Here is a 26,984-nt window from a genome sequence, read left to right as displayed (position 1 = left end):
CGATTAAATTGAGTTGAATTTATGTTCTTTCTGATTTTATAACGCCCTAAAGTTACTTCAGAATCAGATTGTTTTGAATAGGTAACTTTAATTCGCGAATCCCCTCGGCAACCAGCTTTGCCACTTCATCAGCCCCAAAAGTATTCAGATGCGTATCGTCTTTCTTTCCCTGTGGATAATTCTTATCAGCACTGTCCACATGCAGAAATAACTTCTTACTGTCCTCTTCTCCGTAGGACATGACAAGTTTTGTTGTCTTATCCTCCATGTCAATACAAGCTATTTGCCTATCCCGGGCAACCTTGCGGATAATTGCAGGATATGCTCCATGGGTTTTCACCAGCACGTCATTTTCAAATTTACGCCGTGCTATTGGTGTCAAAAGAATCGGAATACCCCCCTTCTCCCTTGTTTGATTGATATAGAAAATCAAATTCTGTTCGAACTCTTCCAACGAAGTTCCCACATTGGGTTTATCGACCTTTTCATCATTATGTCCAAACTGGATGAACACATAATCTCCGCGACGGAGGTTTTCAAAAATAGGCTCCCAATGATTCACAAAACTTCCATCTTTGCTCACATCATGTTTGAAGGATTTGGAACTACGCCCATTTAATGCACGATTATCCACCTTCACCTGCTGATTGAACATCTTTGCTAAAGCCATTCCCCAACCAGTTTCTGGAAAGCTACGGCTGTCTTTATTCGCAGCTGTAGAGTCGCCAATTATATAGATTGTGCGAATTTGTTCTCGTTGTAAAGCCAAGAGAAAAATTGCCATCACACAGCCCGAAATAAGTGTACTGATTTTTTTCATATTTTAGGTACTTAATTAAAATGATTACATCACGCTTGCAGGAACTGCAACGAAATTTAATTGGTTTTCCTAGAATCAAGTTTACAAAGTATAGTTCATTTCTTGATGCCGGTATCATTAATAAAGTTATGCAAACGTTGCCGGCAACGTTTGCATGCAGGGATCCATTAGGTTTTGTAATTTTTTTTGATTAATATTATAATCTATTTTGCCGATTATGAAATTCGAAAACTATACAATCAAAGACATTGCTAAAGCACTTAACTTATCGACTTCTACCATCTCCAGAGCATTAAGAGATAGTTATGAAATAAGTCCTGAAACAAAAAAGATTGTATTGGAATATGCCGAAAAAATCAATTATCGCGCTAATCCCATTGCGAGAAGCTTAAAGGAACGCCGAAGTCACTCCATTGGCATTATCGTCAGTGAAATAGCCAATAATTTTTTCTCCCAAGTCATTAACGGCGTCGAATCTATTGCTTACGACAAGAATTTTCAGATCATTATTTCACAGACACATGAGTCTTCGGAAAGGGAACGGCTTAATGTTGAGTATCTAACATCCAGAGGCATAGATGGGCTACTGATTGCATTGTCTTCAGAAACCGAGGATATTTCCTATCTCCATCAATTAAAAGAACGTGGATTTCCAATTGTATTTTTTGATCGAATCCCACAACAGTTTAACACCTACAAGGTCATCGTCAACAATCAGCAAGGGGCCTACGATGCGACGCAGCACCTCATAAAACTCGGGAACAAGAGAATCGCGCACCTGACAAGCTCAAAATCCTTGTCCATAACAAGAGATCGCTTAGAAGGATACAAAAAGGCGTTGATGGCAAACCATATCGACTTTGACCCCAATCTTGTCAAATATTCTCCATATGGGGGCTTGCATTTAGACGAAATTGAAAAGGCGATTGAAGAGCTCATCCAAATTGGTTTTGATGCCATTTTCATCTCTGGAGACAAATTGACCACAGGATACCTTCATGTCGTGAAAAAAAGAAATTTTGAAGCGGCTAGCAATATCGCTATTGCCGGATTTACAAACTCCAATGTTGTCGAACTATTTTCGTCCAAAGTCACAGCAATTAGACAACCTGCTTTCGAAATGGGAAAAATTGCTACCGAACTGCTGATCAAACTGATAGAAGCCAAATACCCTATTACAGAATTTGAAACCCGTGTATTACCAACCGAACTGATCAACAATCACGAAATAAAAAAACCGTAAGAAAACGATTTTCTTACGGTGCCATATCATAACAACAGCAATGGTTTTACTGCGCTCTTTCTTTTTCCTCGTTGCTTGTATCTTTCTTACGATAATTATTTTTAAGGTTTCCAAATTTGTATGAATAGGTCAGTCGTACCACCCTACGGTCTTGACGTTGCCTGATCTGAGAATCAAATTGACCGAAAGTAGTGACCAGGTTTTGATTGCCCGTATTGAACAGATCACTCACCGCCAATTTTAACGAACTACGCTGATCTTTAAATGTTTTGGTCGCGCCCACTTCCATATCCCATCTTCCCTCCAAGTCATACACACTGTATTTAAAAGGTGAAAAATAGCGTAAATTAACATTAGCAGTAAGACTCTTACTTAATTTTAGATTATGCATGGAACTCGCTTGAAGGAGAAATGATTTCCTTTTGATCGGAATACCTGAAATCATACCGTCAAAATCAAAATAGATTCCAGTGATATTATTATTCATGCTCCAGATCTTCAATACAGTGACGGGAATATTTAGATTTAAATAAGAGGTCAGATTCCGCCCTAAATTCTCCCGTACGACCCAAGTTTCACCTCTGACAGAATCTTGTCCCATGCTTTCTACGATTGCGTCTTTCACATCATTGACACCCAGTGTTACATTATAACGCTGCAACAAGGTATAATTCAATGTGAATTCATTGGAAAATTGAGGGTTTAAATATGGATTTCCACGCTCAAAGGTCAACTTATCAATATAATAATCAAATGGATTGAGTTGGCGATAATTAGGACGCGTCACTTTTCTGGTGTAACCTAGAGACAATATATGATGCTCATTTAGCGAATAGGTCAAATTAGCGTTGGGGAAAAGTTGAAAATAATCACGTTTCACACGCTTGCTCTTTGTTAATGAGTTTCCATCCGACATCGTATACTCGCCCCGCACACCAGCTTTTAAACTCCATTTTCCAATGCTCGTATTATAATCGAGATAGCCCGCCGCTATTTGCTCCTTATAGACAAAATGATTTGTACGTGTCGTATCATTTGTCCAGGAGTCTTTCTGTAGCTTTTCGAAAAGCAGATCATTATCGGACTTTACATTCGAATATTTAGCCCCCATCTCGAGCTTTGACTTTTTTGATAAGGGATGTTCGTAATCGAACTTTGCAACATAGATATCAATACCAATTGGCATTCCACTGCGCTCATTTTCCAATGGGGCAACTGGATTCATACCAGCATCAAAATATTCATTGCGGTAAGTGACACGTTTACTGCTCCTAAATTTACTCCAGTCCAAATCGACAGTCAGTTTCCGACCGTTGGAATCTATCTTAAATTCATTATTTAGATTAGCGGAGTAGCGGTCAAACAATTCTTTGAAAGAGGACGATGAGCTTAATATCGTATCATAAGCGGATAAGGAAGTACCGATATTCGTCCTACTATCATTGTCATTGTATTCGGTATTATTTGACCCATTGAATTGTAGGGTTAATGTATTTCTTGAAGATGTTTTTTGTTCGACGCCGAAACGGTAGGAATGATTACGTTCGTCTTCATCCAATGTTGATTTTTGATTGAAATATTTCTTTTTACCCTCATTCTGTATAACCCGGTCGATATAAAGTTTACGGTAAGACTTTTCATCAGAATAAGCATAGGAGCCAAACAGTGTTGTATTATTCTTTTTGTAATTTAATGAAAGGGAACTATTTCCCCTGAATTTTTCACCACTTCCTGCCGTCAGGTTAAATGTTCCGTTAAATCCTTCCATACGATTCTTTTTAAGGACAATGTTTATCGTTCCTACAGCTCCTTCAGCATCATCTTTAGCGGATCGGGTTGTAATCACTTCAACGGATTTAATCTGATTGCCATCCGTGCTTTTCAAAAAGCTCAAAAGCTGCTCCCCAGACATATAGGTCTGCCGTCCATCAATAGTAACGGCTACCCCCGATTGTCCCATCAATTGCAAATTATTGTTGTTGTCCAGGCTGACACCAGGTGCACGCTGTACTATATCCAGCGCATTGTTGCCGGCCGCCAATGGAGAATTCTCTACGTTTAGGATCAACTTGCCGGGCTTACTCTCGACCGTAGGACGTTTACCTTCCACCGTCACCTCCTCTAATTTTCTGTTATCCGCATTCAACTCGATCACAGCAAGAGAGTAATCGGACTTATCGATAGCAAAAGAGTTACTTCGGTTTGAAGTATATCCCACCATCTTTGCTTCAACGAGATAGTTTCCAGGCCCCACATCCGTAAATTGGTATTCTCCGGATTCATTGGTGACCACAGCCTTTAAGACAACAGCAGAATTGGCTTTCATCAGGTAGGCCGTTGCTAAAGGCAGCGGCAAATGATCCGCCGAGTGCACTTTTCCCGTAACTTTCACTTGTGCATGGGCAAAGGAGACAATCAAAAAATTTAACAGTAGGAAGTAAAAATACTTTTTCATTATTAGGATAATCTTGTTTAAAGGCAATGAAACTTCAATAGGACCATAGTCATCTTATTTTGCAAGTTGACCTCAGCGTTCAATGGCTTCATGATGGTGTTGGCTTGTATGATCTGTCTTCCGCCCGGTTGAAGCGGAAGACAGCTTATTATTTATTTTTTATTTGAACGGACACACCATCTTTTTTCGCGTTGATGATCGTATCTCGACGGATTACAATGGAAGTATCGGCAATAACGACTTCATTACGGTCAGAATCTTCTGCCTCCTCTTCGTCTGATTTTTTTGGCGGCAAAGCACATTTAACACCAAGCGAAGTCACAATAAATTCCACATCCTTGACATCCCTTAAATCTTTACTGTAACGGTCGCGGCAATCGTAAAATGAAATATCGCGTAATTTACCTTCCAAATTATCATTGATCACCAATTTTGTTCCAACAGGCAAAAACAGGGTAACATCCACTTCCTGATCACGGTAGCGCTCACCTTCGCTCAATTGGAAAGCACTATCAAAAATCAACGCTGTTGTATCTTGCTTCAGCGCATAATTGATCTTTGCGGCCCTGTCTGTAGCAATTTTGTAGGTATTTCCTTTCGCCGAATATTCATAACGTACATAAGGTTCCTGCAATGAATCGATACGTTCTATCCGAATACGGATGTCGCGTTTCAGGTAGGACGAAAGGTTCTCGCTTTTTATTCCCATACCAGTTTTCACCCCATTTTTTAAACGGATAACCCGAACATCATTTTCACTTAAAAAGTATACAGACTGTCTTTGTAAAGGTTTTTCTTCGACAATCGTACTCGATTCCCTAAATTCTTTTGCAACCGAAGTTGAATAATAGATAATGGCTCCTATAGATGCCAACCACACCAAGAAAAGTGTTGTTGTCAAATAATTATTCATCGGTTTCTTCTCGAAGAGCACGCGTAAAAGCAGGTAAAATAACCCCGCTAGCGGAATAAATATAGACAAAAAGCCCGCTATCAAAGCAAATGGTACATCACTGGGTTCCATTAAATAAAACGGTCCGGAGTCATCCATTACATCAGGGATCACGTTTACAATAGCTAATGCAAAGAATATCAGCCCGATAATCAATCCGATAAGCGTTGCCCCGACAAGGATGACAAAAAAGACACCGATAGCTTTCACGATGATTTGCAATAGCTTTGTCACCCCATCTCCTGTACGATCCAATCCACGTGAAAAGGTATCTCTCACACCACTCATTTCTTCATCAAAAGAGCGCTTAAAATTCTGGATATTCGGCGCTTCGCCACGCATCTCCATTTTGTCCGCTCTGGTAATCGCCGGTGGCATCACGATCCAAAGTATCACATAAACCAATAGCCCCGATCCACCTATTATGACAAAAAGTGCAAAAAGCAACCTTACCCATTTGGCCTCTATGCCAAAGAAATGGCCAAGACCACTACAGACGCCACTGAAAACACGGTCATCGGGATCCCGCATTAGTTTCTTACCGACCTTAAAACCATCGGTATTTGCTTCATGCCGAAAGGAACTATAGTCATCCTGATCTTCCGACTCAAAGTCACTAACCCTTCCCATTTGATCAATAACTGCGTTTACATCTTCCATATTGAGCACTTCTTTACTTCCTGCCTGGATCTTCTCTGTAAACATCTCTGAAATACGGTTCTCAATATCCTGCAAAATCTCACGGCTGTCTTCCGACTGGCCAAAATGCTTCTGTATATCAATCATGTACGACCGCAGTACCTCATAAGCATCCTCCTCAATATGGAAGACGATACTATTTATGTTGATAATTATTGTCTTATTCATCGCTATTGTCTTTAACTGGTTTAGTTGAATCATTGTTTCTACCCACCAATGACGTGTTTACAGCAAACACCAATTCATTCCAGGTAATGTCCAATCTTGAAAGGACATCAAGTCCTTCTTGGGTAATTTCATAATATTTTCTAGGCGGACCTGAAGTCGATTCCTTCCATATATAACTCAACAAGCCATTATTTTTTAGACGTGTTAAAAGCGGATATAGGGTTCCTTCCACAACCAACAATTGAGCTTTCTTCAGTTCGCTGATAATATCGGAGGCATAAATTTCTCCTCGAGAAATTATGGATAGGATACAATATTCAAGTATCCCCTTCCTCATTTGGATTTGTGTATTTTCAGCTATCATAATAATACAAAGATATATGTATTTTATGGTACCATGCAATACATAGTACCATACAAAACAAACAAAATATATTAACACACTGATTATTAGACAAATAATTTTTAAAAATTATTTACATTTCACTTCTATCAAGAAATTTTTGGATATTTATCCCCATGATTAAAATCCTACTAGACTATAAATGGTGTTTTATTTGGGCCATCATAGTCATTGTTTTATGTACGCTCCCCGGAAATAACTTTGATACAGTTCCCAGCTACCCCGGAATGGATAAACTCGTTCATGCGGGCATGTTTTTTGTTTTTTGCACCCTTATGTACAACGGTGTTATCCAACAATTTAGCGGAAAACCAACACGCTGGTTACCCATATTTATTGTCTCTTTTTTAGGTTTTCTATTTGCAGGATTAACGGAATTACTTCAGCTTTATATTTTTACTTACCGTAGTGGTGACTGGTGGGATTTATTTGCTGATTCTGTAGGGATTGGTATGGCTGGATTTGCCTACCTGTTGAATTATGTAAACAGAAGGCACTGATTGGTAGTAAACTTTGCTATCGAATAAAAACTATTGAGCTCGGGCCAAGGTTGCTACAGACACTTTGCATCCCAGGAATTCCTGCAGGGTAATTGCGGCCGAGACAATTGTTGCACCGGTTGTAAGGACATCATCAACGAGTAAAATATGTGCATCTTGCGGCATTGAAAGTTCTTTGCAGATAAAGATGTCTTCCACATTTTCATAACGCGCTAGGCGATCCTTTCCTGTTTGCGTAAGGGTTGCCCGTTTACGGAACAGTACTTCTTCCCATAAAGGGATATGCATTGCCCGTGACAGCCCGCGTCCAAAATAATCCGATTGGTTGTACCCCCTTTTCCGGAGTTTGCTTGGGTGTAGCGGTATCGGAACAATAGCGGACAAATCGCGATATCGTTCTGATTCCAGTAGCTTTAAACCATATTGATAGCCAAAATATTCGGCCAAAAATGGTTGATTATTATATTTGATCTGGTAAATTAGCTGCTCCACACGGCTCCCCTTTTGCAGCAGCAAAAAAGAGCAGGCCTCTTCTATAGGCGCTTTGCCCCAGAGCTGCCTAGCGGTATCGTTATCCGAATAAGTATGAAAATTGGTATAAGGCAAATGGAAATCGCAGGCAATACAAACGTATTTTTCCTGATATTTAAGTGCACAACCACAACAGGCACATTCTTTGGGAAAGAATATGGACACAAAATCCCCAAGGATATTCCGTAGATCAAACTGCATATAGATATAGGTAACTTCCTTAGCTAAAGATACCAACAATCTTTCAAACTAAGCTTCCGAAGTTTCCTTATCCTTATCTTTTATGGCCAATTGTCCGCAAGCCGCATCAATATCTTTCCCCCGGCTTCGTCTTACATTGGTGATGATTCCCTGACTTTTTAGGTAATTCGCAAATACGTCTATCTTGTCGGCTTCGGCATTCAGGAAGTCGGCCAGAGCAATTGGGTTGTATTCAATCAAATTTACTTTACAGGGGACATGCTTACAAAATTTAGCAAGCTCCTTGGCGTCCTCCAACTCGTCATTGAAATTATTGAATACAATATATTCAAATGTTATCGGACTCTTTGTCTTCGCATAAAAGTATTTTAGCGCTTCAGCTAATGCAGTTAAGGAGTTCTGCTCATTGATTGGCATAATCTCATTACGCTTTTTATCATTTGCCGCATGTAGCGAAAGAGCAAGGTTAAAACGTACCTGATCGTCTCCTAGTTTCTTGATCATTTTCGCAATACCGGCTGTTGACACAGTGATTCGTTTCGCAGCCATATTAAGGCCGTCTGGAGCGGTGATCCGTTCAACAGACTTCATCATATTGGCGTAATTCAATAGCGGCTCCCCCATGCCCATATAAACAATATTTGTCAAAGGCTGACCATAGTTTTCCTCAGCCTGCTTACTGATAAGGACCACTTGGTCATAAATTTCATCTGCATTAAGATTACGTTTTCGATCCATATAACCTGTTGCACAAAATTTACAGGTCAGGCTACAGCCGACCTGCGAACTCACACAGGCAGTCATGCGTTCAGGTGCCGGAATTAATACACCCTCTATGATATTACCGTCATAAAGCCTAAAGCTGCTTTTAATGGTTTTGTCCGAACTGATTTGTGATTCTTTAACTTTGACTGCATTGATCGTAAAATTTTCCTTCAGCTTTTCACGCAGGGCCTTACTCAAATTACTCATTTGATCAAAATCTGTACAAGATTTTTCCCATATCCACTCATAAATCTGCTTTGCACGAAAACCTTGTTCACCCAACGCGGTCAGTTGATCTTTGATCTGACTCAAAGACAAACTCCTGATATCTATTATTTTACTTTTTTCAATCACGGTACAAAGATAAGAATAATTAAGTGACAAAAAATCCCGTTCTAAAGAAAATAGAACGGGACAACTGTTATGTATGTGTTTTAAAATAGGTAGATTTGCTGTTCTTTAGCCATGTATGGCTTCTTTATTTCCGTAAGACTGGATCAATTTACCTTCAAAATCCAACCACTCTTTCCAGCGTTTTTCCACATCGACATCTACGGAATATTTCCTTGCAAAATTCAGGAAAGTTGTATAATGATTCGCTTCTGAAACCATCAGGTCGTAATAAAATTGAGCAAGCTCCTGATCTTGGATATTTTGGGACAAGACCCTAAATCGCTCACAGCTACGCGCTTCAATCATTGCAGCAAATAATAGTCTGTCGATAAACGCCATATTCCGGCTACCATCCTTTTTGGAAAATTTCATCAGTTGACCGACATAGTCATCTTTCCGCTCGCGACCCAATGTATAGCCCCGCTCTTTGATAATGTCAATAACCATTTTGAAATGCTCCATCTCTTCAATGGCTATAGCTGTCAATTCATGAACCAAATCCTCGTGCTCTGAGTTGTTTGTGATCAAGGATATTGCATTTGAAGCGGCCTTTTGTTCACACCACGCATGATCTGTCAAGATCTCTTCCAAATTTCCTTCTGCGATATTTGCCCATCGCGGATCTGTCAACAACTTAAGTCCAAGCATCTTGCTATCTAAAATAATTTTATTGACAAAGGTAGGGAATATCTCTGCTTAAAAAAAATGATAATGTGTCCTTTAGCGATCTTTATTAAGTACCGCTCTAATTTTAGGCGCTATTTTCTCGCCATAAATTTCAATTGACCGCAACATCTCCTTGTGTCCTGGTGCGCCAACATCCATATGTGCCGAGAAACGCGTCAATCCAAATTTTTCATGGATTGCCAAAATTTTATCTACAGCATATTCAGCATCGCCAACAATAAGATGCCCCCTTGAAGACCTGCCAAAATCATATTGTGTGCGCTGATAAGGTGGCCATCCGCGGCTAGCTCCAACACGATCCATCTGTGCCGAGTAGATGGGATAATAGTAATCTGCAATCTGTCCACTGTTATTCCCAAAAAAGGCGTGCATATGCACCCCGACCTGAAATTTTGACATATCGTGCCCATTATCTTCATACGCCTGGCGGTATAGCTCAAATAAATGGTCGAAATTTTCGTACATACCACCGATAATAGCAAACATAACCGGCAAACCGAGTTTTCCGGCACGAATAACAGATGATGTGGTACCTCCTACTGCAACCCAGATCGGCAAAGATCCGTTCTTTGGCCGTGGAAAAATCTCCTGATTGATCAAAGGAGCCCTAAAATTTCCGCGCCAGGTAACTGGATTCTGCTTATTCAACCGGAGTAATAATTCCAATTTCTCTTCAAACAAATCTGAATAATCCTTTAGGTCATATCCAAAGAGTGGAAATGACTCAATAAATGAACCCCTGCCTGCCATTAGCTCGGCCCGACCATCGGACAAAAGATCAACTGTCGCAAAATCCTGAAATAATTTGACGGGGTCTGCCGAACTCAATACGGAAACAGCACTGCCCAACTTGATGTCCTTTGTCACTGTAGCAGCAGCAGCCAATATGATCTCCGGAGCTGCAACGGCATAATCTGCCCGATGATGTTCACCGATACCAAAGAAATACAATCCAACCTCATCCATCAGTTTGATTTCTTCGATTATTTCTTTCATTCTATCCTGTGGCGCCTGGATCTGACCTGTACCGGGATCTATCCTGGAGTCACCAAACATTCCTATTCCTAATTCCATTTGTCTTCTCTATTTAAAACTAATTCAAAAATAGCGGCTCCATTTCGTAATTTATTTGATCTAGGATAAGAAATATCAAAAAAGAGATAATGTTGTTTTAACGACCTGCTCCGCATTTCCGCTAAAATGATGTCCGCCCGAAAGATATTTCTTATTAAAGTTTTTTAAAGTAATCTTTTTTACCGGAAATTCAGCCGCATCATCTCCTAACACCACGCTTGTTTTGACACCTTCTATCCGGTTTATCTCAGCAACTACATCAAGGCTGCGTTTGGTGCTGCTTCTACCCAAAATATCGGCAATATGTATCTCCAGATCGGTCGATACCGATGGCTCCAATAACACAATGCTACGCACATTTTTCTTTATTTGAGGGTCGACACGATTGATGATGAAAGGTACAGCATCAGCCCCAAACGAATATCCCACAATAAAAAGCTGGTGATTCTGTCGTGACAACATCAGATTTTTGAGTGTATTTGACATATCCGTAGCGATATCCTTAGGTGTTTTTTTCTTCCAAAAATAGTTCTTGGAATCAATCGCAGCCACAGCGTATCCGGCATCGGCAATTAACTGACAGATCTTATTCGAAAAAGAATTGAAACCACCGTCTCCACTTAAATAAAGCACAAGCGGCAATACCGTTTTGTTGTTCCAATATTTCATCTCGATCAAACGTTGTTGCGCGAAAGCATGAAATGCCACGCAGCCGATTATACATAAAATGGTCAATTTTTTCATCGAAATAGTATTACTTGCTGAATAACGCTCAAGATGATACTAATCATTCGGTTTCATCACTTTAACTAACGCAACCGGAAGCTGTATCAGATCAAAATCATTATCAAAGATAAGGTATTTGTTTTCCCAAAAAGTCGCATACTTCTCTTTAAAGTCACGTAAGCTGTGGTAATGTTTAAAATTTCCAAGTCGCGTTGACGCAAATTTCATAATCTTTTCTGCAGGACTCACTGTTGCTTCCAACCCCGTCATCGGAACCATTCCTAGGTTCAGGTAACTATATTTTTGAGCTTTTGCATAATTGATCATCTCCACGAGCAACGCATCCATGCTTCCGCCCGGTGCTTCTACTGATTTTCGGATCATATCATAAGTGCATTCATCTTTGGCATAATCGGGGATGACGTTCAAGAAAGCGACGATTTTACCGCTTTCATTTTTAAGCACAATGATATCCTGTTCGATCAGTTCTGCGGTATTGAACATTCCTTGGGAAAAGACCATTTCTTTTTTATCGAATTCTCTTAGCCATTCATCTGAAATAACCTGAAGTTCGTGAAGGACTGCTGCACACTGCGGAGCCTTTAACACTGTGGTTGTAAATCCCTTTTTCTGGATTGCATTCAGTCCATTGCGCAATGATTTACGCTCTTTTCCTTCGAGCGTAAATGTTTCCAATTCCAAAACAGCTTCTTGCCCAATGATGATCTTTTGCTTGCGAAGCGATGAGAAATGAACCAGGCTGTTTTCATCGACCCGATAATAAATTGCTTTTAACCCATTGGCATAACAATAACGATCGAACTCCTCGACAAGCTCCTCCTTATCCCCCTGTTCACATACCGGCTCATCCAATACTATGGCAAACTCATTCGCCAATCTATAGGCGGTAAACCCTTCGGAAATCTCAGAGAAAAAAAGATATTTGTCTTTCCCGAGTTTGAAAAAGTCCATGGGAGACTGTCCGAATTCATCCAGTAGCTGTTGCGCCCGTTCACGTTCGGATTTACTAGAATCCTCATCTGCGATCAGACGTGGGCGAGCAAGCGCGTAGATCAGAAGAAACCAGCAAAAAATCCCCAGGACCTGTGTAATGCGTAAGAATTCCTGCCCAAAATTGGTATGTGGCATCAGATCGTCATCAGCAAACAACAAAAAGCTTTTTGCGGTATGATAAATGGATTGCCGCCAAGTAAATTCGACTCCAAAATGTTGCTTATCGATAAAGTAGAAGCTCAATACGTCAAATAAACAGACCCCGACCAATGCAACGACGAATGTTACAAACCCGATCCTCACCCAGCGAATATTGCTTTTAATTGGGTATTCCTTATAACTGATCCCCAAGAAAACGAGCGTCATTAAGGCCACCGATGCCTCTTCATAATCCAACGCTTTAAACACATGTCCAAATAACGAGAGCGCACTAAAAACAACAGCGATCCAAAAGGCTACACGAAAACCTTTGATCAAATAAGCCGATGTAACCAACAAACCTACTCCTAGAACAAAAACCATAAACTTGGATGCATGGATCGCTTCAAGGGGTAAATAAAACCGATCTAGCTTCATGCGATCAGCCAAAGGCGGCGTCAGCACCGAAACAATATTGACCATACCCAAGAAGAAGATCAGCAGCGCTGGCCCTACACGCGCCAAAAGCTGTCTACCGCGCCAGGCGAAAGCGATCAAGCCCAACAATAGCGGCAACCAAAATTCAAATACGCGATAAAGAATGGTTATTCCCAAGCCTTCTGCCTGACCGTAGCCATAAGCCTTGAAGATGTACAGCATGGTTAATTCCACGGCACCTAAACCTCTTAAAAAAGGTGATACGATCATTAAAACCACTGAAACGGTATAGGCGATAGCCGCTGCTTCAAAGGAATGATCTAAGCCCAGCGCATACATGCTGACAAAAGCATGGGCTATCCCACAACACTCAACAACCATTGACGCCAATACAGTACCGAGGAGATATCTCATTTTTACTTCCCCAGAAAATATCTCGTCTATATTGGAGGCAACAGCAGGAAATTTTAATTCTACCCAACGGTAAATCCCTTTATGTGTACGGAAAGACCATACGAGCCAGAATACAATACCCAGCAGTATACCCAAAATTAACAGTGAAACCCAGGCATCACCAAAATTCTTATTATCCCAAATTGTATACAATATGACTGGCACACCAATCATAAAGACAGTTAACAGTCCCACATACCCATACAGCGCGCCTGCTTGATGAATTTGTGTCGTATTTAGATTCCGCTTCCGCAACTGGGTAGTTGTATAAGCGAGCGAGCTAATTCCGCCCGCAGGAAGAAATACACTGAGCAGATTTCTTTTTAAGAATAGATCTATGGCAATTTTCAAATTGATCGAGAGACCAATGGCTTTGAAACTCTGCACGTACATCACACCTTGCAATAGGACATAGAGCAGGGTTATACAGATGCCGACCGAAACCCAGGTTAGATCTGCTGCTTTTAACTGTGGAATAATGGCGGCGAGTTCTTTCCTTTCATTTCTAAAAAAAACGAAAGCTAATAAAATAACCAAAACAGCTATTAGTTCCTTCCAATAGGTTTTTGGTGAAAAATGTCTAATGCGTTGAACAATAGTCTTGCCCATATTATCGTTTATTGTCTAATAACCGTACCGTATAATAAACACGAAATAAAGCTAATCGTTTCAAAATGACAAATTGTTAAGTTTTCGTCAATTCTTTTGACATTAATCAGTAATTTTCACCCATGAAAGAGAAAAGGGTATTGTTCATCGGACTGGTTTGGCCAGAACCAACATCATCAGCCGCCGGTTTTCGGATGATGCAACTGATCGAGACATTCCTGGATCGTTCTTATCAAATTACTTTTGCCTCTGCAGCAGCCAAATCTCCCTATAGCGCACCATTAAAGTCACAAGGTGTTATCGAACAAGCTATTGAGCTCAATAACGATAGTTTTGACGAGTTTATTATACAGCTACAACCTGATATTGTTATATTCGACAGGTTTATGGTCGAGGAGCAATATGGCTGGAGGGTGGCTCAGCAATGCCCTAGTGCACTTCGGGTACTCGACACCGAGGATCTCCATTTCTTACGACAGGCACGGCAAACCTGCGTCAAAAATAAAGACGATTTTTCCTTTCAGGAATTGTTTACAGACACGGCAAAGCGGGAGATTGCCTCCATATTGCGTTGTGATCTATCTTTAATTATCTCAGAGTCTGAAATGAAAATTCTTACAGAAGTATTTCGCATTTCACCCGACATTTTATATTATCTCCCTTTTCTTGAAAGTGAGATTACCGTTGAAGACACCCGTGCTTGGAAACCTTTTGAAGAGCGAAAAGATTTGCTCTTCATCGGCAACTTCATCCACGAGCCCAACTGGCACACCGTGCAATACCTAAAGACAACAATTTGGCCAGTTCTTCGTAAAATGCTCCCAAAAGTAGAGTTACATATCTATGGGGCATATCCGACACAAAAAGTACTTCAGTTACATAATCCAAAAGAAAATTTTCATATCAAGGGGAGAGCAGACTCTGCAAAGGACACCATGTCCAACTACAGACTATTGATTGCGCCGATCCAATTTGGCGCCGGAGTGAAAGGCAAATTTATCGATGCCATGCATACTGGCACCCCCTCGGTCACGACATCCATTGGTGCTGAGGCGATGAAGGGCAATCTATCCTGGAATGGTTTTATTGAAGATACCCCAGAAGCTTTCTGCCAAAAAGCCATGGCGCTTTATAACGACAAGGTTGCCTGGAAAACAGCGCAAGGCAATGGTATTCGTATCATCAACGAACGCTACGAAAAACGCAAATATCAAGCAGATTTTATGACCAACCTATCCTTACTTAAAGTGCAGCTGGACAAACATCGGCAACAGAATTTTATCAGCCAGATCCTCCTGCATCACACTGTACAGAGTACAAAATATATGTCGCTTTGGATTGCTGAAAAGAACAAGCTCTAATTTAATTGACTTCCCGCCACCAAGGAGCGTATACGGTATCCAGTTTGTCCAGATGCACCAGTTCCCCTATTTTCGGTGTAATGAGTTTACTGTTTTCTTTTTGGGCAATTTCATAAAACTTTTCCATTGGTTCTTTCCATCCATGCATTGCTAAGGCAAATTTTGACGAATGAACGGGCAAAGTGACTTTGGCTTGTAAGTCTCTGGTTTCAAGCCCCCATTCTTCGGGCAAGGAATGGATATAGTGCCAGGCATCATTATACTGCCCGTTCTCCAATATAGCTAGATCAAACGGGCCGAATCGATCCCCTATTGTCTTGAAATGCTTCCCATAACCACTGTCACCACCTAAAAACAAATTGTATTTCGGTGTTTTCAGGACAAAGGAAGTCCAAAGGGTATTATTTCTTGTAAATCTACGTCCAGAAAAATGTCTTGCGGGGGTAAAAGTTACCTGAAAATCAGGATGAAGGGTAACCTGATCATACCAATCGCCTTCGACAATTTGTTCTGTTTTATAACCCCAGGATTCGAAATGCGCGCCTACCCCCAAACCACAGATGACCTGACCTACCTTCTCACGCAGTTTGATGATGGTCTCATAATCAAGATGATCATAATGATCATGGGAAATAAATAGATAATCTATTTTGGGAAAGTCTGCTACTGTATAATCCACTGCGATTTTAAATGCTTTGTTACTCCCCGGAACGGGTGAAGCATTTTCACTGAATACAGGGTCTACAAGCAATAATTTACCATCGATCTTCAGTAGATAGGATGAGTGGCCAAACCATATCAGAAGATCTTGTGATGGCAAATTTTTTAGATCACATTTTAGGGCTGGTAATACACCTAATGGCTTCAGCCCCGGTTTTTTGTTGAAAAGAAAATCCCACATTAAAGAGACGATGTTTACATCACTCTTCAAGGAAGGCGTCACCTCAAGATTATGAAATACACCATTTCTGAAATTAGGCGATTGCTTCATCCGCTCCAGTCGGGCACCTTTCAAATTTCCACCAAACATCGGATGGATAAAATAATAGAGCAGCCCACTGACTAAGACAATCAATAGCAACCCCAAGATAATCCATCCAACGTTTTTCATTAGAAACTATTCTTCCACATCATGGATTCGACAGGACGGATGGTCTTGCCGTTATATTTTGCATTCCCTTTTGTATTGTAAAAAGTCTCGATGTCGCCTTCTACAGCAAAATAAATCAATTGACCGATTGGCATTCCAGCATAGACTCTGACGGGTTGTGCGACAGATATCTCCAATGTCCAAGTATTACAAAAGCCCACATCACCTTTACCAGCTGTTGCATGGATGTCAATTCCCAAACGGCCAGTACTCGATTTTCCTTCCAAAAAAGGGACATGTTTATGTGTTTCTGTATATTCCTGAGTAACACCCAAATACAAGGTATTAGGTTCCAATACAAAACCCTCCTCTGGTATTTCAAAATGATCAATTTCATTATGTTTTTTGGCATCCAATACGCGATCGGCATAAGTTGCCAAATATTTACCCAAATGCACATCGTAGGAATTTGTTCCTAAGCACTTACGGTCAAATGGTTGAATGACAATACTGCCATTTTCAATCTCTTCAAGAATTCTTTTATCCGATAAAATCATGTGTATCAAGATAGCAAGAGCATCAGGCCATGCTATATAAATTCAAAAATACGGTTCTCACACAAATTTTTACGCTATTTTTTATTTAAAGTGCTGTTTTTATTGACAATTGACTCTTTTAAAGCTTCGATAAGCGCAGTTCGTTCATTTTGATGGGTGGACCAAGATCCGCTTTTCCCTCGGCTATCTGTGCTTTACACAATAATTTATCTAATCGCCCCTTATTGAGCATGCGATAATTTGCAATTTGTTTTTTAAATTTGGGTATGAGTCTAGTGTATTTACGTGAAATAGATGGGCAAACCAAATTTGCCATTTGGCGGATTGAAGAATCCGATGATGATCTGTTATCCAAACTTCAGCTGGACGAGCGTGAGAAGGCTAAACTGGGTTCTTTTAATAAAGGCAAACGGCGCTTGCATTGGCTTGCTACACGCGTTTTGTTGCGTACTTTGCTAAATACTTCGCTTTACATTGACTGCCCTTCAGATGCCAACGGAAAGCCTTATCTTGCCAATTTCCCACAGAAGATATCGCTATCTCACTCCTTTGACTATGCTGTCGCAATGATAAGTACAGAAGGGGAGGTAGGAATAGATATGGAAATTATCAAAACAAAAGTGGAGCGGATCCAACATAAATTCCTCAAACCCGTTGAACTTGCTTTTATTACACAAGGCGATACACGGTACGAGCAGCTATACGCCTGTTGGTGCGCCAAAGAGGCAATCTATAAACTTCAGGGGAATTCAGGAGTTTCATTCTTAAACAACATGACGATACAGCCCTTCGAATACCAAAAGCAAGGTGTCCTGAAACTCGAACTGGACAGCAATCACTACAAGCAGACTTTTGACGTACATTATGAAAAATTTAATGAATATATGCTTGCATATGCTGTGGGCTAAGGTCGCTTAAAAAAATAATTTTTCTCAATTTCAGCGAATTAGCGATATAAGCGTACTTTTTTTTTGCGCTTATTGAAAAAGCTTCTATATTTGCAGCATCACAAAGGAAATGGCCCGTTCGTCTAGGGGTTAGGACGCAAGATTTTCATTCTTGAAACAGGGGTTCGATTCCCCTACGGGCTACCGAGAGACTCCAAAGAGAGCCGATAACATTCAAAAACCGCATTTAAGTATATTTAAATGCGGTTTTTGCTTTTTACGATTCTCTGTGATTCTCCTAAATCCACCAAAAAGAACCCCGGCAAGGACCCCTGAAAACTTCCTTTTGAGCGCTTTATTTGGTATCTTGTCGTATTGTTTAACCGTTTTAAACCACGATCACCATGGTAAAGACAGTCAAGATAGAATGTGGGATCAATTTCAGGCTAAGGGAATCCGGCTCCACCAAAGCTACACCGATCACCTGTTTCGTAGAATTCAACGGCAAGCCCGTGGTCAAGATCCCAACAGGAGCCAAGATCGTCCCGTCCAAATGGAACCCGGAGAAAGAGAAGCCTGTAGGTGGGCTGAAAGGGCTTGACCATCATGAAGCCAAGGCCATTTCCGAGCGAATTTCCTTCGTTAGGTCGGTCGTCGAAACCAGCTACAGGGAACATGTTTCCAACTTTAAGTCCTATCCCGACAAGGAGTCCTTCAAACAGCAGGTCATAGATGGGATAAACGGAAATGGAGAAAATAGGCCAGAGGAGCAAAAAGCTGACCTGTCATTGCTTTCCTATTTCGAAAAGCAGATAAAACTGAGCAGAGAAGGCAAACGATTGATCATCAAAGGACCAAGAAAGGGCCTTCCCTACCGTGAGAATACGATACTATCATATGAGGGAACACTTGAACTTCTTAAGGACTATATCAAAACACGTAAAAAAAAGAGACTCCACTTTGAGGATATCACCATGGATTTCTATCACGATATCCGGAGCTATATGTTTGAGGACGCCCGTTTCTCGCTGAACTATTTCGGCAAAGTCATCAAGCACATCAAACTGTTCATGCGGGAATCCGAAGAAGAGAAACTCCACGGTTCGGATATCTATCGGTCAAAGGGCTTTATCAAGGTTGAGGAGGATACCGATGCGGTCTATAATGATATCAAACAGCTGGAGGCGATCGCTGCGGTGGACCTTACGGGGCATCCTGGCCTGATCAATGCAAGGGACCTTTACCTACAGGGCGCATGGACCGGACTCCGCTTCCAGGACTATTCCGTACTTCAGGAAAAGGCCCGGGTCGTAGGCAACTTCATCCATATCGAAACGGAAAAGACAGGGGTATTTGTCGCCATACCGATATTGCCCGCCGCCCGTGAAATATTGGAAAGGTACCGTGAGGAAGATGGAACCTACCGCTACCCAAAACCGATCAGCAACCAGAAGTTGAACGACTATATAAAGACCATCGGAAAAATGGCCGGGCTTGCGCATCCCGTGACGATATCGGTTCCCGACGGCGGTAAAAGGGTCAAAATAACGATCCCTTTCCATGATGCAATGGGTACGCATACGGCGAGGAGGTCTTTTGCTACAAACATGTACAAACATTACAGGCTTCCAGCTCAGACCATCATGAAGATCACGGGACATACCACAGAGGCCAACTTCTTTAAATATATTCGTATGACCCCCGAAGAAAATGCCCAGTTCATACTGGACACGGTTACCGAAAGGATGGCTTTGGAACAAAATAACAAAAAATAGATCGATATGGACATGAAAGAATTTCAGCAATTTTTATCACAGCTCGAAGATATACTGTGGTACCCAAGAGTCTTTATCCAGAGCAGGAATGGTATGTCATGGGATGATATCCCGGGAAGAAAATACTTCTCCACCGCATGGATGGATTTTTTCTTTGGAATCAATGACGGCGCTTTCCAGGGCATGGTCGATAACCTGATAAATGGAAGCACGATCGAGCAGAATGTAAAGGAGATCGCTGAACGGTTATTACCTATCATCGAGCTCTTAGAATAGTCAGAACCAGAGCAAGGGACCAAGAGGATTGGTGTAAAGATCGGTATAGAGAAATTTGGCCGTTACAGGGAGACGTTGAAGGAGATGAGCGCAAAGGGAATCATCTTCGATATTATCCAGGATGAGGAGGACATTCGGGAATCGTACTTTATTGATTTCAGACCGGCAGATACGAGATCCTATCTGATCCAGTGTCTGAACAAAATATTGGAAAGCCCCCGAAATTCCAGGGAAAGTAAGATCCGGGAACTTGAGCTTAGGATTTCGGAAATGGAAAAGACGAACTTAGAACTGACCACTCTTCTTTCAGGTTCCAGAGCGGAAGTCAGTGAACTAAAGAAGAAAAGCGAAGAAGACAGGGAGACACTCCAATCGGTCAAAAAAGACAATAGTGATCTTAGGGAGCAACTCTCAAAGTTTGTGGACAGTGACAACGAAGGGGCAATCGAATCCATAAAAAACAACAAGCTTCGGATGTATTATCTTTACAAGCTCGGTTTTTTGGACGATGCCATTTGGAACGAAAAGCTCGGCTACGAACACCGGGTCAAAATACTTTGTAGGATATTGCAAGGAGGGCCGCTGAAAATAGATACTGCGCTACGTTATTACAAACTGTTCAATTCCATAGGCTCGGCAGAATTGAAAGCCTATGAGGCCGAAAATGAAAAGATGGTTTTTGGCTATATTAAAAGTCTATGTGATATCGAATTAAAAAATGGTGAATTCATCAACAGCTTGAGAAAAAAATAAGAAGGAACAATCGAGTTGAGATTTCTTTCGCTTTCGACACGCTTAATTTGTTGAAGGAAACACACTTGGGTAATAACTTATCCCGTTTAAGGATAATGGAGAGTAAATCCAGTGAAAATTTTGTGATATATTTGTATCATATCCATAACAAACCAATGTAAAATCATATTATGATAAAGGTATTGTTTTCAACGCTTGTTTATTTTTTGCTGATGTCCCCCATACTTACTCAGAAAACTTCCAAACCTTTCTCCGGCACGTATGGAGATTATTCTACCCGTCTGACCCTAAAATCAGACAGCACATTTGAGCTTATTGAAACCGATCCTATTTTTCCTTATACTTTTGAAACCTTTACAAGCATAGGTGCTTGGAAATTACAGGGAGATACGGTAGTCTTAAATCCACATCTGGAAAAAAGATTACCCAAGGTAACGGTACTGGAAAAATCGGTCAAAAAAAATAATGATTCCATTTCAGTGAAGATCAGCTATTATTTGGAAACTTATGAGAAAAATAAGATGGTCAGCATAACTCCATTCAATTTTGAATTACTTTCCATATATATCAACAAAAGGAAAGACTACCAGAACATAGTCCATTCTCCACACAATAGAAATTGCATGTTTTCTCCGAGAATAAAAAAGCAGGTTGTTATCGATTCAACGAAAATATTTAGTTTTCCGAGACAGGAAGTTTCCAAGTTAGGGGTATATTCGTACGGCTTTGAGAAAGCTATCGAAATTGAAGTCAATAATCCCCAAGCCAACCATTACGAGATCACTGTCATACAACCCTTGGACAAAGAAAGGATGCCCAGGAGCAAGAAGGTAATTATCAAAAGGAGGCAAGCCTACTTCTATGAATGGGAAGGAAAGATCTCCAGTGGAATTTTCTCTTTGTCTCCTTTGGTGCGTTTGGATTAGTTTGTGAAATATAAAGGTTTATAATTAGTAAGATTGCCAAAAATCAAATCTCCGTTTTTTTTGCAATGAATCGGCGTTAGGTTTTGTCAGATTAATTCTCCTCCTCAGCCTATCAACAATTTTATCTATCGGCACTGATATCTTACTTCAAGATATAATTACAGCATCATATCCACCTGATCTCTTTTTTTGTTCGGCATTAAAGATCTTCAATGAACTGTGGGTTATACTCAGACTACGTTTATATCTATCTTTTTCATCTTTAAAATAGTTGAACTTGTCACTTAAAGTTGCCCCGTTGCTCCCTCCAATAAAAGCGATTTTTTTGTTGGTAAAATCGAAATTTCGTGTAGAATTTTCAAATAACACATTGAAATAGGCACTTTCATTAAGATTAAGCAACAGAGAACCATCGGTTCCCAATGAATCGAGCTTTCCCAAAATATCCTTTGGAATAGCTTTAAAATCCTGAACCTGTCCATATATATTGATGCAAGAGAATAGCAAGAACATAATTATTAAATATCTCATCATCATAATTTTATAATTTGATAAAGATAAGTATTTACAGTCATTCCTCCTTCTGAGTAAAAAATATCATCAAAAAAATCGAATAAACTAAATTGAATAGTTTTTCGACTCCAAACTTCACAGTCGAGGTTCTATCTTTTTTGCCATCTTATTGAAAGTTCATTTAACTGAATAATATTTTAATGGCTTACAGTCAATCGGAGGATCCAGAATAACGAAAAGGCGTTATGACGTACTTTGGATACGCAATAAGCTAGCTTCTATAAAAGTGCACAAAAACACTAAGTTGAACCATTTTTCCATATTCGGTGGAAACTGTAAATAAGTTTAATAGACATTTTGTATTTTATCCTTGAGCGACGTTCCCATTCTGATCAATGTTTGGATGTATAATTCCTGCATAAAGCGTATTTTGAACTTGGTTTGTTTTTATGTACCGATTCAATGTTAATGGATATAAAAAACGATAGCATCCTCTTTGTAAAAGAGGTTATTCTTATAATTTCGCATCCACACAGGAAACTGGAATCCCCATTTCTTGGTTTATTGTGTCCTTGGCCCAAAATTAGACAAGAGTAGTATGATCAAATTCTCAAACTTTCGACAGGGTTTGCAATAGCTGCACGGTAAGTTTGCCAAAATATGGTGACGAAGGTTATTAAAAATACGATCATTGCAGCAATTCCCATCATCCACCACTCCATTTTTATCCTATATGCATAAGTTTGCAACCAAGAGTTCATGAGCATCCAGGCAATGGGGGCAGAAATAGCAAATGCCAAAGAGACCAGCTTAATGAAATTCAAAGAAATTAGTCTTATGATACTCCAGGCCGATGCTCCCAAGACTTTACGGATACCGATCTCCTTAACCCTCCTTGCGGTGGCAGACAGAGCCAACGCAAAAAGTCCCATACAGGAAATGACAATAGCGATACCGGAGCCTATCATTACGATCGTGGAAAACGTACGGTCCTTTCTGTATAAGTTATTTGCATTCTCATCCAGATAAGAGGCTGGAATGGTCGCATTCGGATTTACGTTTTTCCATACCTTCCAAATATTCTCCATCGTTTTAGGAAGTAAATCCGTCTCTACCTTGACAAAAAGGTACTCAATATCAGAAACGTTCCGATTTATGGAAAGACTCAATGGCTCCACTTTCTTCCGGAGATGCTGAAAGTGAAAGTCGTCGACTACTCCTATAACCGTACTTCCTCCGTTGAGCGCAATATTTTTCCCTAAAATATGTTTAATACCACCCATTTGCTCTGCCATCTTACGATTAACGATTATAGCAGCAGTATCTGTAGACATAGTCCGTTCGAAATCACGGCCCTCGAGTAACTTGATTTCTAGAGTCTTGAGAAAATCGTACTCTACACACATATAATTGGTACTGTATTCCTTGTTTTCCTGTGAAAACTTTAAAATGCTACTTCTCAAGGTCCCATCGCTGCCCAGTCCCAGATTAACGTCCGACGCACTTACAGCTTTTACCCAGGTCTCCTTCGAGAGCTCCGCACGCATCCTTTCCAATGCCTGCCCTTTGTCGATTCCCTTACCTATCGGAATGCTGATGACCTCTGATGTATTATAGCCAAGGGAATGGCTTGCCAGATATTCTACCTGTGAACTGACGACAATTGCAGAGATAATAAATAGTACTGATATGGAAAATTGAAGGACAGTCAACCCGCTCCTTAGCCTGGACGATCTAATGGTAACGTCGCCCCTTAAAGTTTCTTTCGCGTTCATGCCAGCAATTTTGAACGCAGGATATCCACCAGCCAGCAAGGTGACCGATATAAAAACACCGACAGAAAAGATCAGGGTTTCGGGAGATAACAATGCCGATAGTCCGAGCCGGTAGTTTAACATTGCATTGTATTCAGGAAGGATCAGCCAAGCAAAAAATAGTCCGAGGGTCAAAGACAGGAAGCATACAAAAAACGTTTCCAACCACAATTGGACCGCTAGATCTTTGCGTGTTGCTCCAAGTATCTTTCGCGTACCGATCTCCCTGCTGCGTTGCAGGGACCCCGCAAGTGTAAGACTGACGAAATTCGTACATGCCGTTATCAGGATAAGTCCCGCCACCGTGAGCAAGATCCAGGGATAGAAGGATGGAGGGCCGCCAGAAATACCGAAACTGTTGAGATGATAGTCCCTGATGGAAATCAGGTTGAGAGAAAACAGATTACCCAGTTCATCCGGGTTTCCGCCTGAGTTTTTCAGCCTAACAATCTCATCCCTGTAATGGAGTCCGGTGAACGCCTTGGTTTCTCTCGCAAAATCGCTATCCAATACGGTCCTATCCCGGAGCTTAACGATAACATCATGGTTCTGGGAAGTCCAGTTATCCCTGTCTGTAATATAATTTGGTTTAAGTTCAAACCTCAAAAGCGAACTAAAGCGGATGCTGGAATTTTGCGGAATCTCGCCAAGGACGGCTGAAATGACCTTCTGCTCCCAAATCCCATCAATGTTGACACTAACCATCCTTCCAAGTACGTCGACAGATCCGAAAAGATTACGGGCCATGGTTTCCTCCAGTGCTATATTTCCAATATCATTTAATGCATTTTTATCACCCTCAATAAGAGGAAAGGACAATATGGACAGAAAGTCATCGTCAACATACCTGCTGGTGGACCCCAATTCCTTATCACCGTTCTTTAGAAGTATACTTCCGCTGGCCATTCTGCTGATGTATTCAATTCCGGCTATCTCCGCCTTTAGGGCAGGAGCCAAGGGAGCTGCCATCGAGGAATTGTACTTTACGCCGTTCTTATCGTAACTCCTACTATATAGCCAACCAATACGCTCCGTGTCTTCATGAAAGCTATCGTAGGACAGTTCAAACCTGGCCGTAAGGAACAGCAATATCGCCGTCGCCAATGCCACCGACATTCCCAAAAGGTGAACGACGCTCACCGTTCCACGTTTTAATATGCTCCGTAAAATGATCCTTAAATTTACCATTTCAGTAGGTTTTTCAGTTTTTACCAAGGTCAGCCTGCAACCATGGCCTGTACAATACGGAAAGTGTCCGTAAATTGATTGAATTCGGAAATTCTTCCTTTTTCTATTCTGTATTCGCCAATGAACGGCACTTTGAATGCCTTCCGGGTCACCCTATGTGTCCCCGAATAATACCCTTTTACAAAAACAGTATCACCATCGGCAAAAAAATCGTTGGCAACAGACTGCCAGTCCGTCCATTCAGAACGCAGCCCTGCAAAAACATGTCCGAGCACTTCGGTGATTCCGACGCATCTGCCCCTTCCGGGAAATCCGTCCATCTGATTCCAACGTATATCTTGGGATAACAACTGAACAATCCGGCAATCGTCCCTTTGGTTAAAGGAGCTGTAGAGCTCCCTGACAAGCGCTTTATTCTTTTCTTCCATACTGTTTAATTCAATTTCGATAGGCCAAGAAGTGTATCGGATAGGAACGGACGATACTCGGATCACTTTCGAGCCGGACCATTTTACCGCCCTTCCAATAGCAAGCTTTGCCGAACTGTTCCCCGCCAACGTATATCTCCCCATTTATCCGCTGTAGAAAAGAAGCCTTGGTGAGCGGCAACTGTGGATCGGTCTCCAGCTCGGTCCTGGTTACGGATAGTTCACTCAGGTCAGTCTGCGTATCGATCCGGAAATAAAAGGCCCGGTTAGTACTTCTCTCCCAGCCGGGTACAAAAAGTACATTACCTTCCATTATACCCTTTCCAAAGTTATATCTTTCTTTAGGTAAGTTGAGCGCGTGGCGCACCACTTTTCCACTCTCAGGGTCAATGCTTAGCAATAGGTACGCAGGTTTTTTATCTTCATTCTTCATAGCACTTACCAACAGTACCAATCTGCCCATCTGGTTATAATATGCTGAATGGACGTGCTGATCCCCAAATCCTGCCAGATCGACCCTCGCCTTCTCGATTCCCCGAATCTGATGCGCTATACTGATTTCTATAGCGTCGTGCAGATACGTTGCCTTGAGCGAGATCAGGCCAGTAGGGATCTTGAAAAGTGCAAATGATATATCCGCTGGCATGTCCAGTTTTTCAATGCCCAACAGATTATCAATCTTATATACGTAACTGATGGTTCGATATCCCACTGTCTGACAGGAGGAGTGAAGGTACAGGTTCCCCTGGGCATCCCTATGATAGGAATAGAGGTTTTCCTGCCGGTCCGTCATCAGCATAAGGCCCACTTCATCGGAGAGTACTTTTTTCCCCTCATAGGTAAATAGAACTACCCGAGCCCTCCCCCCAATGAGTTCCGTACCAAAATAGACCAGATTGCGGCCACCGTCCATCTGGAGTTCATGGGCACCGCTAAGCCAGATCTTATCGTGGTTCAATGGAATAAACGCCGTGCTGCTTCCGCCGTCAGCCATCCAGATGGTGGAAAGACCATTGGAAGTCGTTTTAGTGCTCGCGGCCCCGAGTACATCAATCTTCATTCCCTCACCCTGTTGGGGCTCGGGATCCTTCCCGTTACACCCGATCAAAATGATGGCCGAAAAAATCACTATTGCTTTCCTGAACAT

24 protein-coding genes and 1 tRNA gene are annotated in these 26,984 nt (G+C 41.2%); 9 read left to right on the top strand and 16 right to left on the bottom strand.

Going from position 1 to position 26,984, the window contains the following annotated elements:
- Nucleotides 1–52: 52 nt before the first annotated feature.
- Nucleotides 53–820 carry a rhamnogalacturonan acetylesterase gene (locus HMAT_RS14295; RefSeq protein WP_104383546.1) on the bottom strand — a complete coding sequence of 256 codons (768 nt, stop codon included), beginning with the start codon at nucleotides 818–820 and terminating at the stop codon, nucleotides 53–55.
- Between the two features lie 217 nt (nucleotides 821–1,037).
- Between HMAT_RS14295 and HMAT_RS14290 the strand changes: the two genes are divergently transcribed.
- Nucleotides 1,038–2,063: a LacI family DNA-binding transcriptional regulator gene (locus HMAT_RS14290; RefSeq protein WP_104383545.1), complete on the top strand. Its 1,026-nt coding sequence runs from the start codon at nucleotides 1,038–1,040 to the stop codon at nucleotides 2,061–2,063.
- Between the two features lie 46 nt (nucleotides 2,064–2,109).
- Here HMAT_RS14290 and HMAT_RS14285 read toward each other — a convergent pair whose 3' ends face one another.
- From HMAT_RS14285 to HMAT_RS14275, 3 genes are all read right to left on the bottom strand, one after another.
- Nucleotides 2,110–4,518: a TonB-dependent receptor domain-containing protein gene (locus tag HMAT_RS14285; protein ID WP_104383544.1), complete on the bottom strand. Its 2,409-nt coding sequence runs from the start codon at nucleotides 4,516–4,518 to the stop codon at nucleotides 2,110–2,112.
- Between the two features lie 148 nt (nucleotides 4,519–4,666).
- On the bottom strand, nucleotides 4,667–6,337 hold the full coding sequence (locus HMAT_RS14280) for a PspC domain-containing protein (protein WP_104384006.1): 1,671 nt from the start codon (nucleotides 6,335–6,337) through the stop codon (nucleotides 4,667–4,669).
- Nucleotides 6,330–6,701, bottom strand: coding sequence for a PadR family transcriptional regulator (locus tag HMAT_RS14275; protein ID WP_104383543.1), 372 nt, complete (start codon nucleotides 6,699–6,701; stop codon nucleotides 6,330–6,332). The genes HMAT_RS14280 and HMAT_RS14275 overlap by 8 nt, the downstream gene beginning before the upstream one ends.
- 155 nt (nucleotides 6,702–6,856) lie before the next feature.
- On the opposite strand from HMAT_RS14275, the gene HMAT_RS14270 reads away from it, so the two are divergent.
- On the top strand, nucleotides 6,857–7,240 hold the full coding sequence (locus tag HMAT_RS14270) for a VanZ family protein (RefSeq protein WP_104383542.1): 384 nt from the start codon (nucleotides 6,857–6,859) through the stop codon (nucleotides 7,238–7,240).
- Nucleotides 7,241–7,270: 30 nt separating this feature from the next.
- Here the strand turns inward: HMAT_RS14270 and HMAT_RS14265 are convergent, their stop codons facing one another.
- The 6 genes from HMAT_RS14265 to HMAT_RS14240 all read right to left on the bottom strand — a co-directional run bounded on the left by HMAT_RS14265 (nucleotide 7,271) and on the right by HMAT_RS14240 (nucleotide 14,269).
- Nucleotides 7,271–7,972 (bottom strand): ComF family protein, encoded by a 702-nt coding sequence (locus HMAT_RS14265; protein WP_104383541.1) that lies wholly within the window; start codon nucleotides 7,970–7,972, stop codon nucleotides 7,271–7,273.
- Between the two features lie 48 nt (nucleotides 7,973–8,020).
- Complete coding sequence (rlmN, locus tag HMAT_RS14260) at nucleotides 8,021–9,088, bottom strand: 23S rRNA (adenine(2503)-C(2))-methyltransferase RlmN (protein WP_199768686.1); 1,068 nt, start codon at nucleotides 9,086–9,088, stop codon at nucleotides 8,021–8,023.
- Between the two features lie 108 nt (nucleotides 9,089–9,196).
- Nucleotides 9,197–9,778 (bottom strand): tRNA-(ms[2]io[6]A)-hydroxylase, encoded by a 582-nt coding sequence (locus tag HMAT_RS14255; protein WP_104383539.1) that lies wholly within the window; start codon nucleotides 9,776–9,778, stop codon nucleotides 9,197–9,199.
- A 72-nt stretch (nucleotides 9,779–9,850) separates the two neighbouring features.
- Nucleotides 9,851–10,891 (bottom strand): Atu2307/SP_0267 family LLM class monooxygenase, encoded by a 1,041-nt coding sequence (locus tag HMAT_RS14250; protein WP_104383538.1) that lies wholly within the window; start codon nucleotides 10,889–10,891, stop codon nucleotides 9,851–9,853.
- Nucleotides 10,892–10,966: 75 nt separating this feature from the next.
- Nucleotides 10,967–11,635 (bottom strand): AcvB/VirJ family lysyl-phosphatidylglycerol hydrolase, encoded by a 669-nt coding sequence (locus tag HMAT_RS14245; protein ID WP_104383537.1) that lies wholly within the window; start codon nucleotides 11,633–11,635, stop codon nucleotides 10,967–10,969.
- A 39-nt stretch (nucleotides 11,636–11,674) separates the two neighbouring features.
- Nucleotides 11,675–14,269 (bottom strand): phosphatidylglycerol lysyltransferase domain-containing protein, encoded by a 2,595-nt coding sequence (locus tag HMAT_RS14240; RefSeq protein ID WP_104383536.1) that lies wholly within the window; start codon nucleotides 14,267–14,269, stop codon nucleotides 11,675–11,677.
- 122 nt (nucleotides 14,270–14,391) lie between these two features.
- Between HMAT_RS14240 and HMAT_RS14235 the strand changes: the two genes are divergently transcribed.
- A complete protein-coding gene (locus HMAT_RS14235; protein ID WP_104383535.1) occupies nucleotides 14,392–15,630 on the top strand; it encodes a glycosyltransferase family 4 protein in 1,239 nt (412 codons plus the stop codon).
- A 1-nt stretch (nucleotide 15,631) separates the two neighbouring features.
- Here HMAT_RS14235 and HMAT_RS14230 read toward each other — a convergent pair whose 3' ends face one another.
- Together HMAT_RS14230 and dcd are read right to left on the bottom strand one after the other, a co-directional pair.
- Complete coding sequence (locus tag HMAT_RS14230; RefSeq protein WP_199768674.1) at nucleotides 15,632–16,741, bottom strand: MBL fold metallo-hydrolase; 1,110 nt, start codon at nucleotides 16,739–16,741, stop codon at nucleotides 15,632–15,634.
- The gene (dcd, locus tag HMAT_RS14225) at nucleotides 16,741–17,277 is read right to left on the bottom strand and encodes a dCTP deaminase (RefSeq protein ID WP_104383534.1); all 537 of its coding nucleotides are present in this window, start codon (nucleotides 17,275–17,277) and stop codon (nucleotides 16,741–16,743) included. Before dcd ends, HMAT_RS14230 begins: the two co-directional genes overlap by 1 nt.
- Before the next feature lie 266 nt (nucleotides 17,278–17,543).
- Here dcd and HMAT_RS14220 point away from each other — a divergent pair, with 266 nt between their 5' ends.
- From HMAT_RS14220 to HMAT_RS14195, 6 genes are all read left to right on the top strand, one after another.
- Nucleotides 17,544–18,185 (top strand): 4'-phosphopantetheinyl transferase superfamily protein, encoded by a 642-nt coding sequence (locus HMAT_RS14220; protein ID WP_104383533.1) that lies wholly within the window; start codon nucleotides 17,544–17,546, stop codon nucleotides 18,183–18,185.
- Nucleotides 18,186–18,296: 111 nt separating this feature from the next.
- A tRNA-Glu gene (locus HMAT_RS14215) sits at nucleotides 18,297–18,368 on the top strand.
- A 200-nt stretch (nucleotides 18,369–18,568) separates the two neighbouring features.
- On the top strand, nucleotides 18,569–19,939 hold the full coding sequence (locus HMAT_RS14210; protein WP_104383532.1) for a tyrosine-type recombinase/integrase: 1,371 nt from the start codon (nucleotides 18,569–18,571) through the stop codon (nucleotides 19,937–19,939).
- A 6-nt stretch (nucleotides 19,940–19,945) separates the two neighbouring features.
- Nucleotides 19,946–20,215, top strand: coding sequence for a hypothetical protein (locus tag HMAT_RS14205; RefSeq protein ID WP_104383531.1), 270 nt, complete (start codon nucleotides 19,946–19,948; stop codon nucleotides 20,213–20,215).
- Nucleotides 20,216–20,299: 84 nt separating this feature from the next.
- Nucleotides 20,300–20,968 carry a hypothetical protein gene (locus tag HMAT_RS14200; protein ID WP_104383530.1) on the top strand — a complete coding sequence of 223 codons (669 nt, stop codon included), beginning with the start codon at nucleotides 20,300–20,302 and terminating at the stop codon, nucleotides 20,966–20,968.
- Nucleotides 20,969–21,138: 170 nt separating this feature from the next.
- On the top strand, nucleotides 21,139–21,894 hold the full coding sequence (locus tag HMAT_RS14195; protein WP_104383529.1) for a hypothetical protein: 756 nt from the start codon (nucleotides 21,139–21,141) through the stop codon (nucleotides 21,892–21,894).
- Nucleotides 21,895–22,041: 147 nt separating this feature from the next.
- Here the strand turns inward: HMAT_RS14195 and HMAT_RS14190 are convergent, their stop codons facing one another.
- From HMAT_RS14190 to HMAT_RS27070, 4 genes are all read right to left on the bottom strand, one after another.
- Complete coding sequence (locus HMAT_RS14190; protein ID WP_158655889.1) at nucleotides 22,042–22,431, bottom strand: hypothetical protein; 390 nt, start codon at nucleotides 22,429–22,431, stop codon at nucleotides 22,042–22,044.
- Between the two features lie 578 nt (nucleotides 22,432–23,009).
- On the bottom strand, nucleotides 23,010–25,409 hold the full coding sequence (locus HMAT_RS14185) for an ABC transporter permease (RefSeq protein WP_158655888.1): 2,400 nt from the start codon (nucleotides 25,407–25,409) through the stop codon (nucleotides 23,010–23,012).
- Nucleotides 25,410–25,438: 29 nt separating this feature from the next.
- Nucleotides 25,439–25,837, bottom strand: a complete 399-nt coding sequence (locus HMAT_RS14180) for a nuclear transport factor 2 family protein (RefSeq protein WP_158655887.1) — start codon at nucleotides 25,835–25,837, stop codon at nucleotides 25,439–25,441.
- A 10-nt stretch (nucleotides 25,838–25,847) separates the two neighbouring features.
- Entirely contained in the window at nucleotides 25,848–26,984 is a 1,137-nt protein-coding gene (locus HMAT_RS27070) for a hypothetical protein (RefSeq protein ID WP_158655886.1), read from the bottom strand.

Source organism: Sphingobacterium sp. HMA12 (assembly GCF_002933815.1).
Classification (GTDB): domain Bacteria; phylum Bacteroidota; class Bacteroidia; order Sphingobacteriales; family Sphingobacteriaceae; genus Sphingobacterium.
The sequence above is the reverse complement of the archived record's forward strand: the minus strand, read 5'-3'. Positions and strand labels throughout refer to the sequence as shown.

Excerpts from the sequence above, each read along its gene's own strand:
- HMAT_RS14295 (WP_104383546.1), bottom strand. The coding sequence starts at position 820 with ATGAAAAAAATCAGTACACTTATTTCGGGCTGTGTGATGGCAATTTTT.
- HMAT_RS14290 (WP_104383545.1), top strand. The coding sequence starts at position 1,038 with ATGAAATTCGAAAACTATACAATCAAAGACATTGCTAAAGCACTTAAC.
- HMAT_RS14285 (WP_104383544.1), bottom strand. The coding sequence starts at position 4,518 with ATGAAAAAGTATTTTTACTTCCTACTGTTAAATTTTTTGATTGTCTCC.
- HMAT_RS14280 (WP_104384006.1), bottom strand. The coding sequence starts at position 6,337 with ATGAATAAGACAATAATTATCAACATAAATAGTATCGTCTTCCATATT.
- HMAT_RS14275 (WP_104383543.1), bottom strand. The coding sequence starts at position 6,701 with ATGATAGCTGAAAATACACAAATCCAAATGAGGAAGGGGATACTTGAA.
- HMAT_RS14270 (WP_104383542.1), top strand. The coding sequence starts at position 6,857 with ATGATTAAAATCCTACTAGACTATAAATGGTGTTTTATTTGGGCCATC.
- HMAT_RS14265 (WP_104383541.1), bottom strand. The coding sequence starts at position 7,972 with ATGCAGTTTGATCTACGGAATATCCTTGGGGATTTTGTGTCCATATTC.
- HMAT_RS14255 (WP_104383539.1), bottom strand. The coding sequence starts at position 9,778 with ATGCTTGGACTTAAGTTGTTGACAGATCCGCGATGGGCAAATATCGCA.
- HMAT_RS14250 (WP_104383538.1), bottom strand. The coding sequence starts at position 10,891 with ATGGAATTAGGAATAGGAATGTTTGGTGACTCCAGGATAGATCCCGGT.
- HMAT_RS14245 (WP_104383537.1), bottom strand. The coding sequence starts at position 11,635 with ATGAAAAAATTGACCATTTTATGTATAATCGGCTGCGTGGCATTTCAT.
- HMAT_RS14240 (WP_104383536.1), bottom strand. The coding sequence starts at position 14,269 with ATGGGCAAGACTATTGTTCAACGCATTAGACATTTTTCACCAAAAACC.
- HMAT_RS14235 (WP_104383535.1), top strand. The coding sequence starts at position 14,392 with ATGAAAGAGAAAAGGGTATTGTTCATCGGACTGGTTTGGCCAGAACCA.
- HMAT_RS14230 (WP_199768674.1), bottom strand. The coding sequence starts at position 16,741 with ATGAAAAACGTTGGATGGATTATCTTGGGGTTGCTATTGATTGTCTTA.
- dcd (WP_104383534.1), bottom strand. The coding sequence starts at position 17,277 with ATGATTTTATCGGATAAAAGAATTCTTGAAGAGATTGAAAATGGCAGT.
- HMAT_RS14220 (WP_104383533.1), top strand. The coding sequence starts at position 17,544 with ATGAGTCTAGTGTATTTACGTGAAATAGATGGGCAAACCAAATTTGCC.
- HMAT_RS14210 (WP_104383532.1), top strand. The coding sequence starts at position 18,569 with ATGGTAAAGACAGTCAAGATAGAATGTGGGATCAATTTCAGGCTAAGG.
- HMAT_RS14205 (WP_104383531.1), top strand. The coding sequence starts at position 19,946 with ATGGACATGAAAGAATTTCAGCAATTTTTATCACAGCTCGAAGATATA.
- HMAT_RS14200 (WP_104383530.1), top strand. The coding sequence starts at position 20,300 with ATGAGCGCAAAGGGAATCATCTTCGATATTATCCAGGATGAGGAGGAC.
- HMAT_RS14195 (WP_104383529.1), top strand. The coding sequence starts at position 21,139 with ATGATAAAGGTATTGTTTTCAACGCTTGTTTATTTTTTGCTGATGTCC.
- HMAT_RS14190 (WP_158655889.1), bottom strand. The coding sequence starts at position 22,431 with ATGATGATGAGATATTTAATAATTATGTTCTTGCTATTCTCTTGCATC.
- HMAT_RS14185 (WP_158655888.1), bottom strand. The coding sequence starts at position 25,409 with ATGGTAAATTTAAGGATCATTTTACGGAGCATATTAAAACGTGGAACG.
- HMAT_RS14180 (WP_158655887.1), bottom strand. The coding sequence starts at position 25,837 with ATGGAAGAAAAGAATAAAGCGCTTGTCAGGGAGCTCTACAGCTCCTTT.
- HMAT_RS27070 (WP_158655886.1), bottom strand. The coding sequence starts at position 26,984 with ATGTTCAGGAAAGCAATAGTGATTTTTTCGGCCATCATTTTGATCGGG.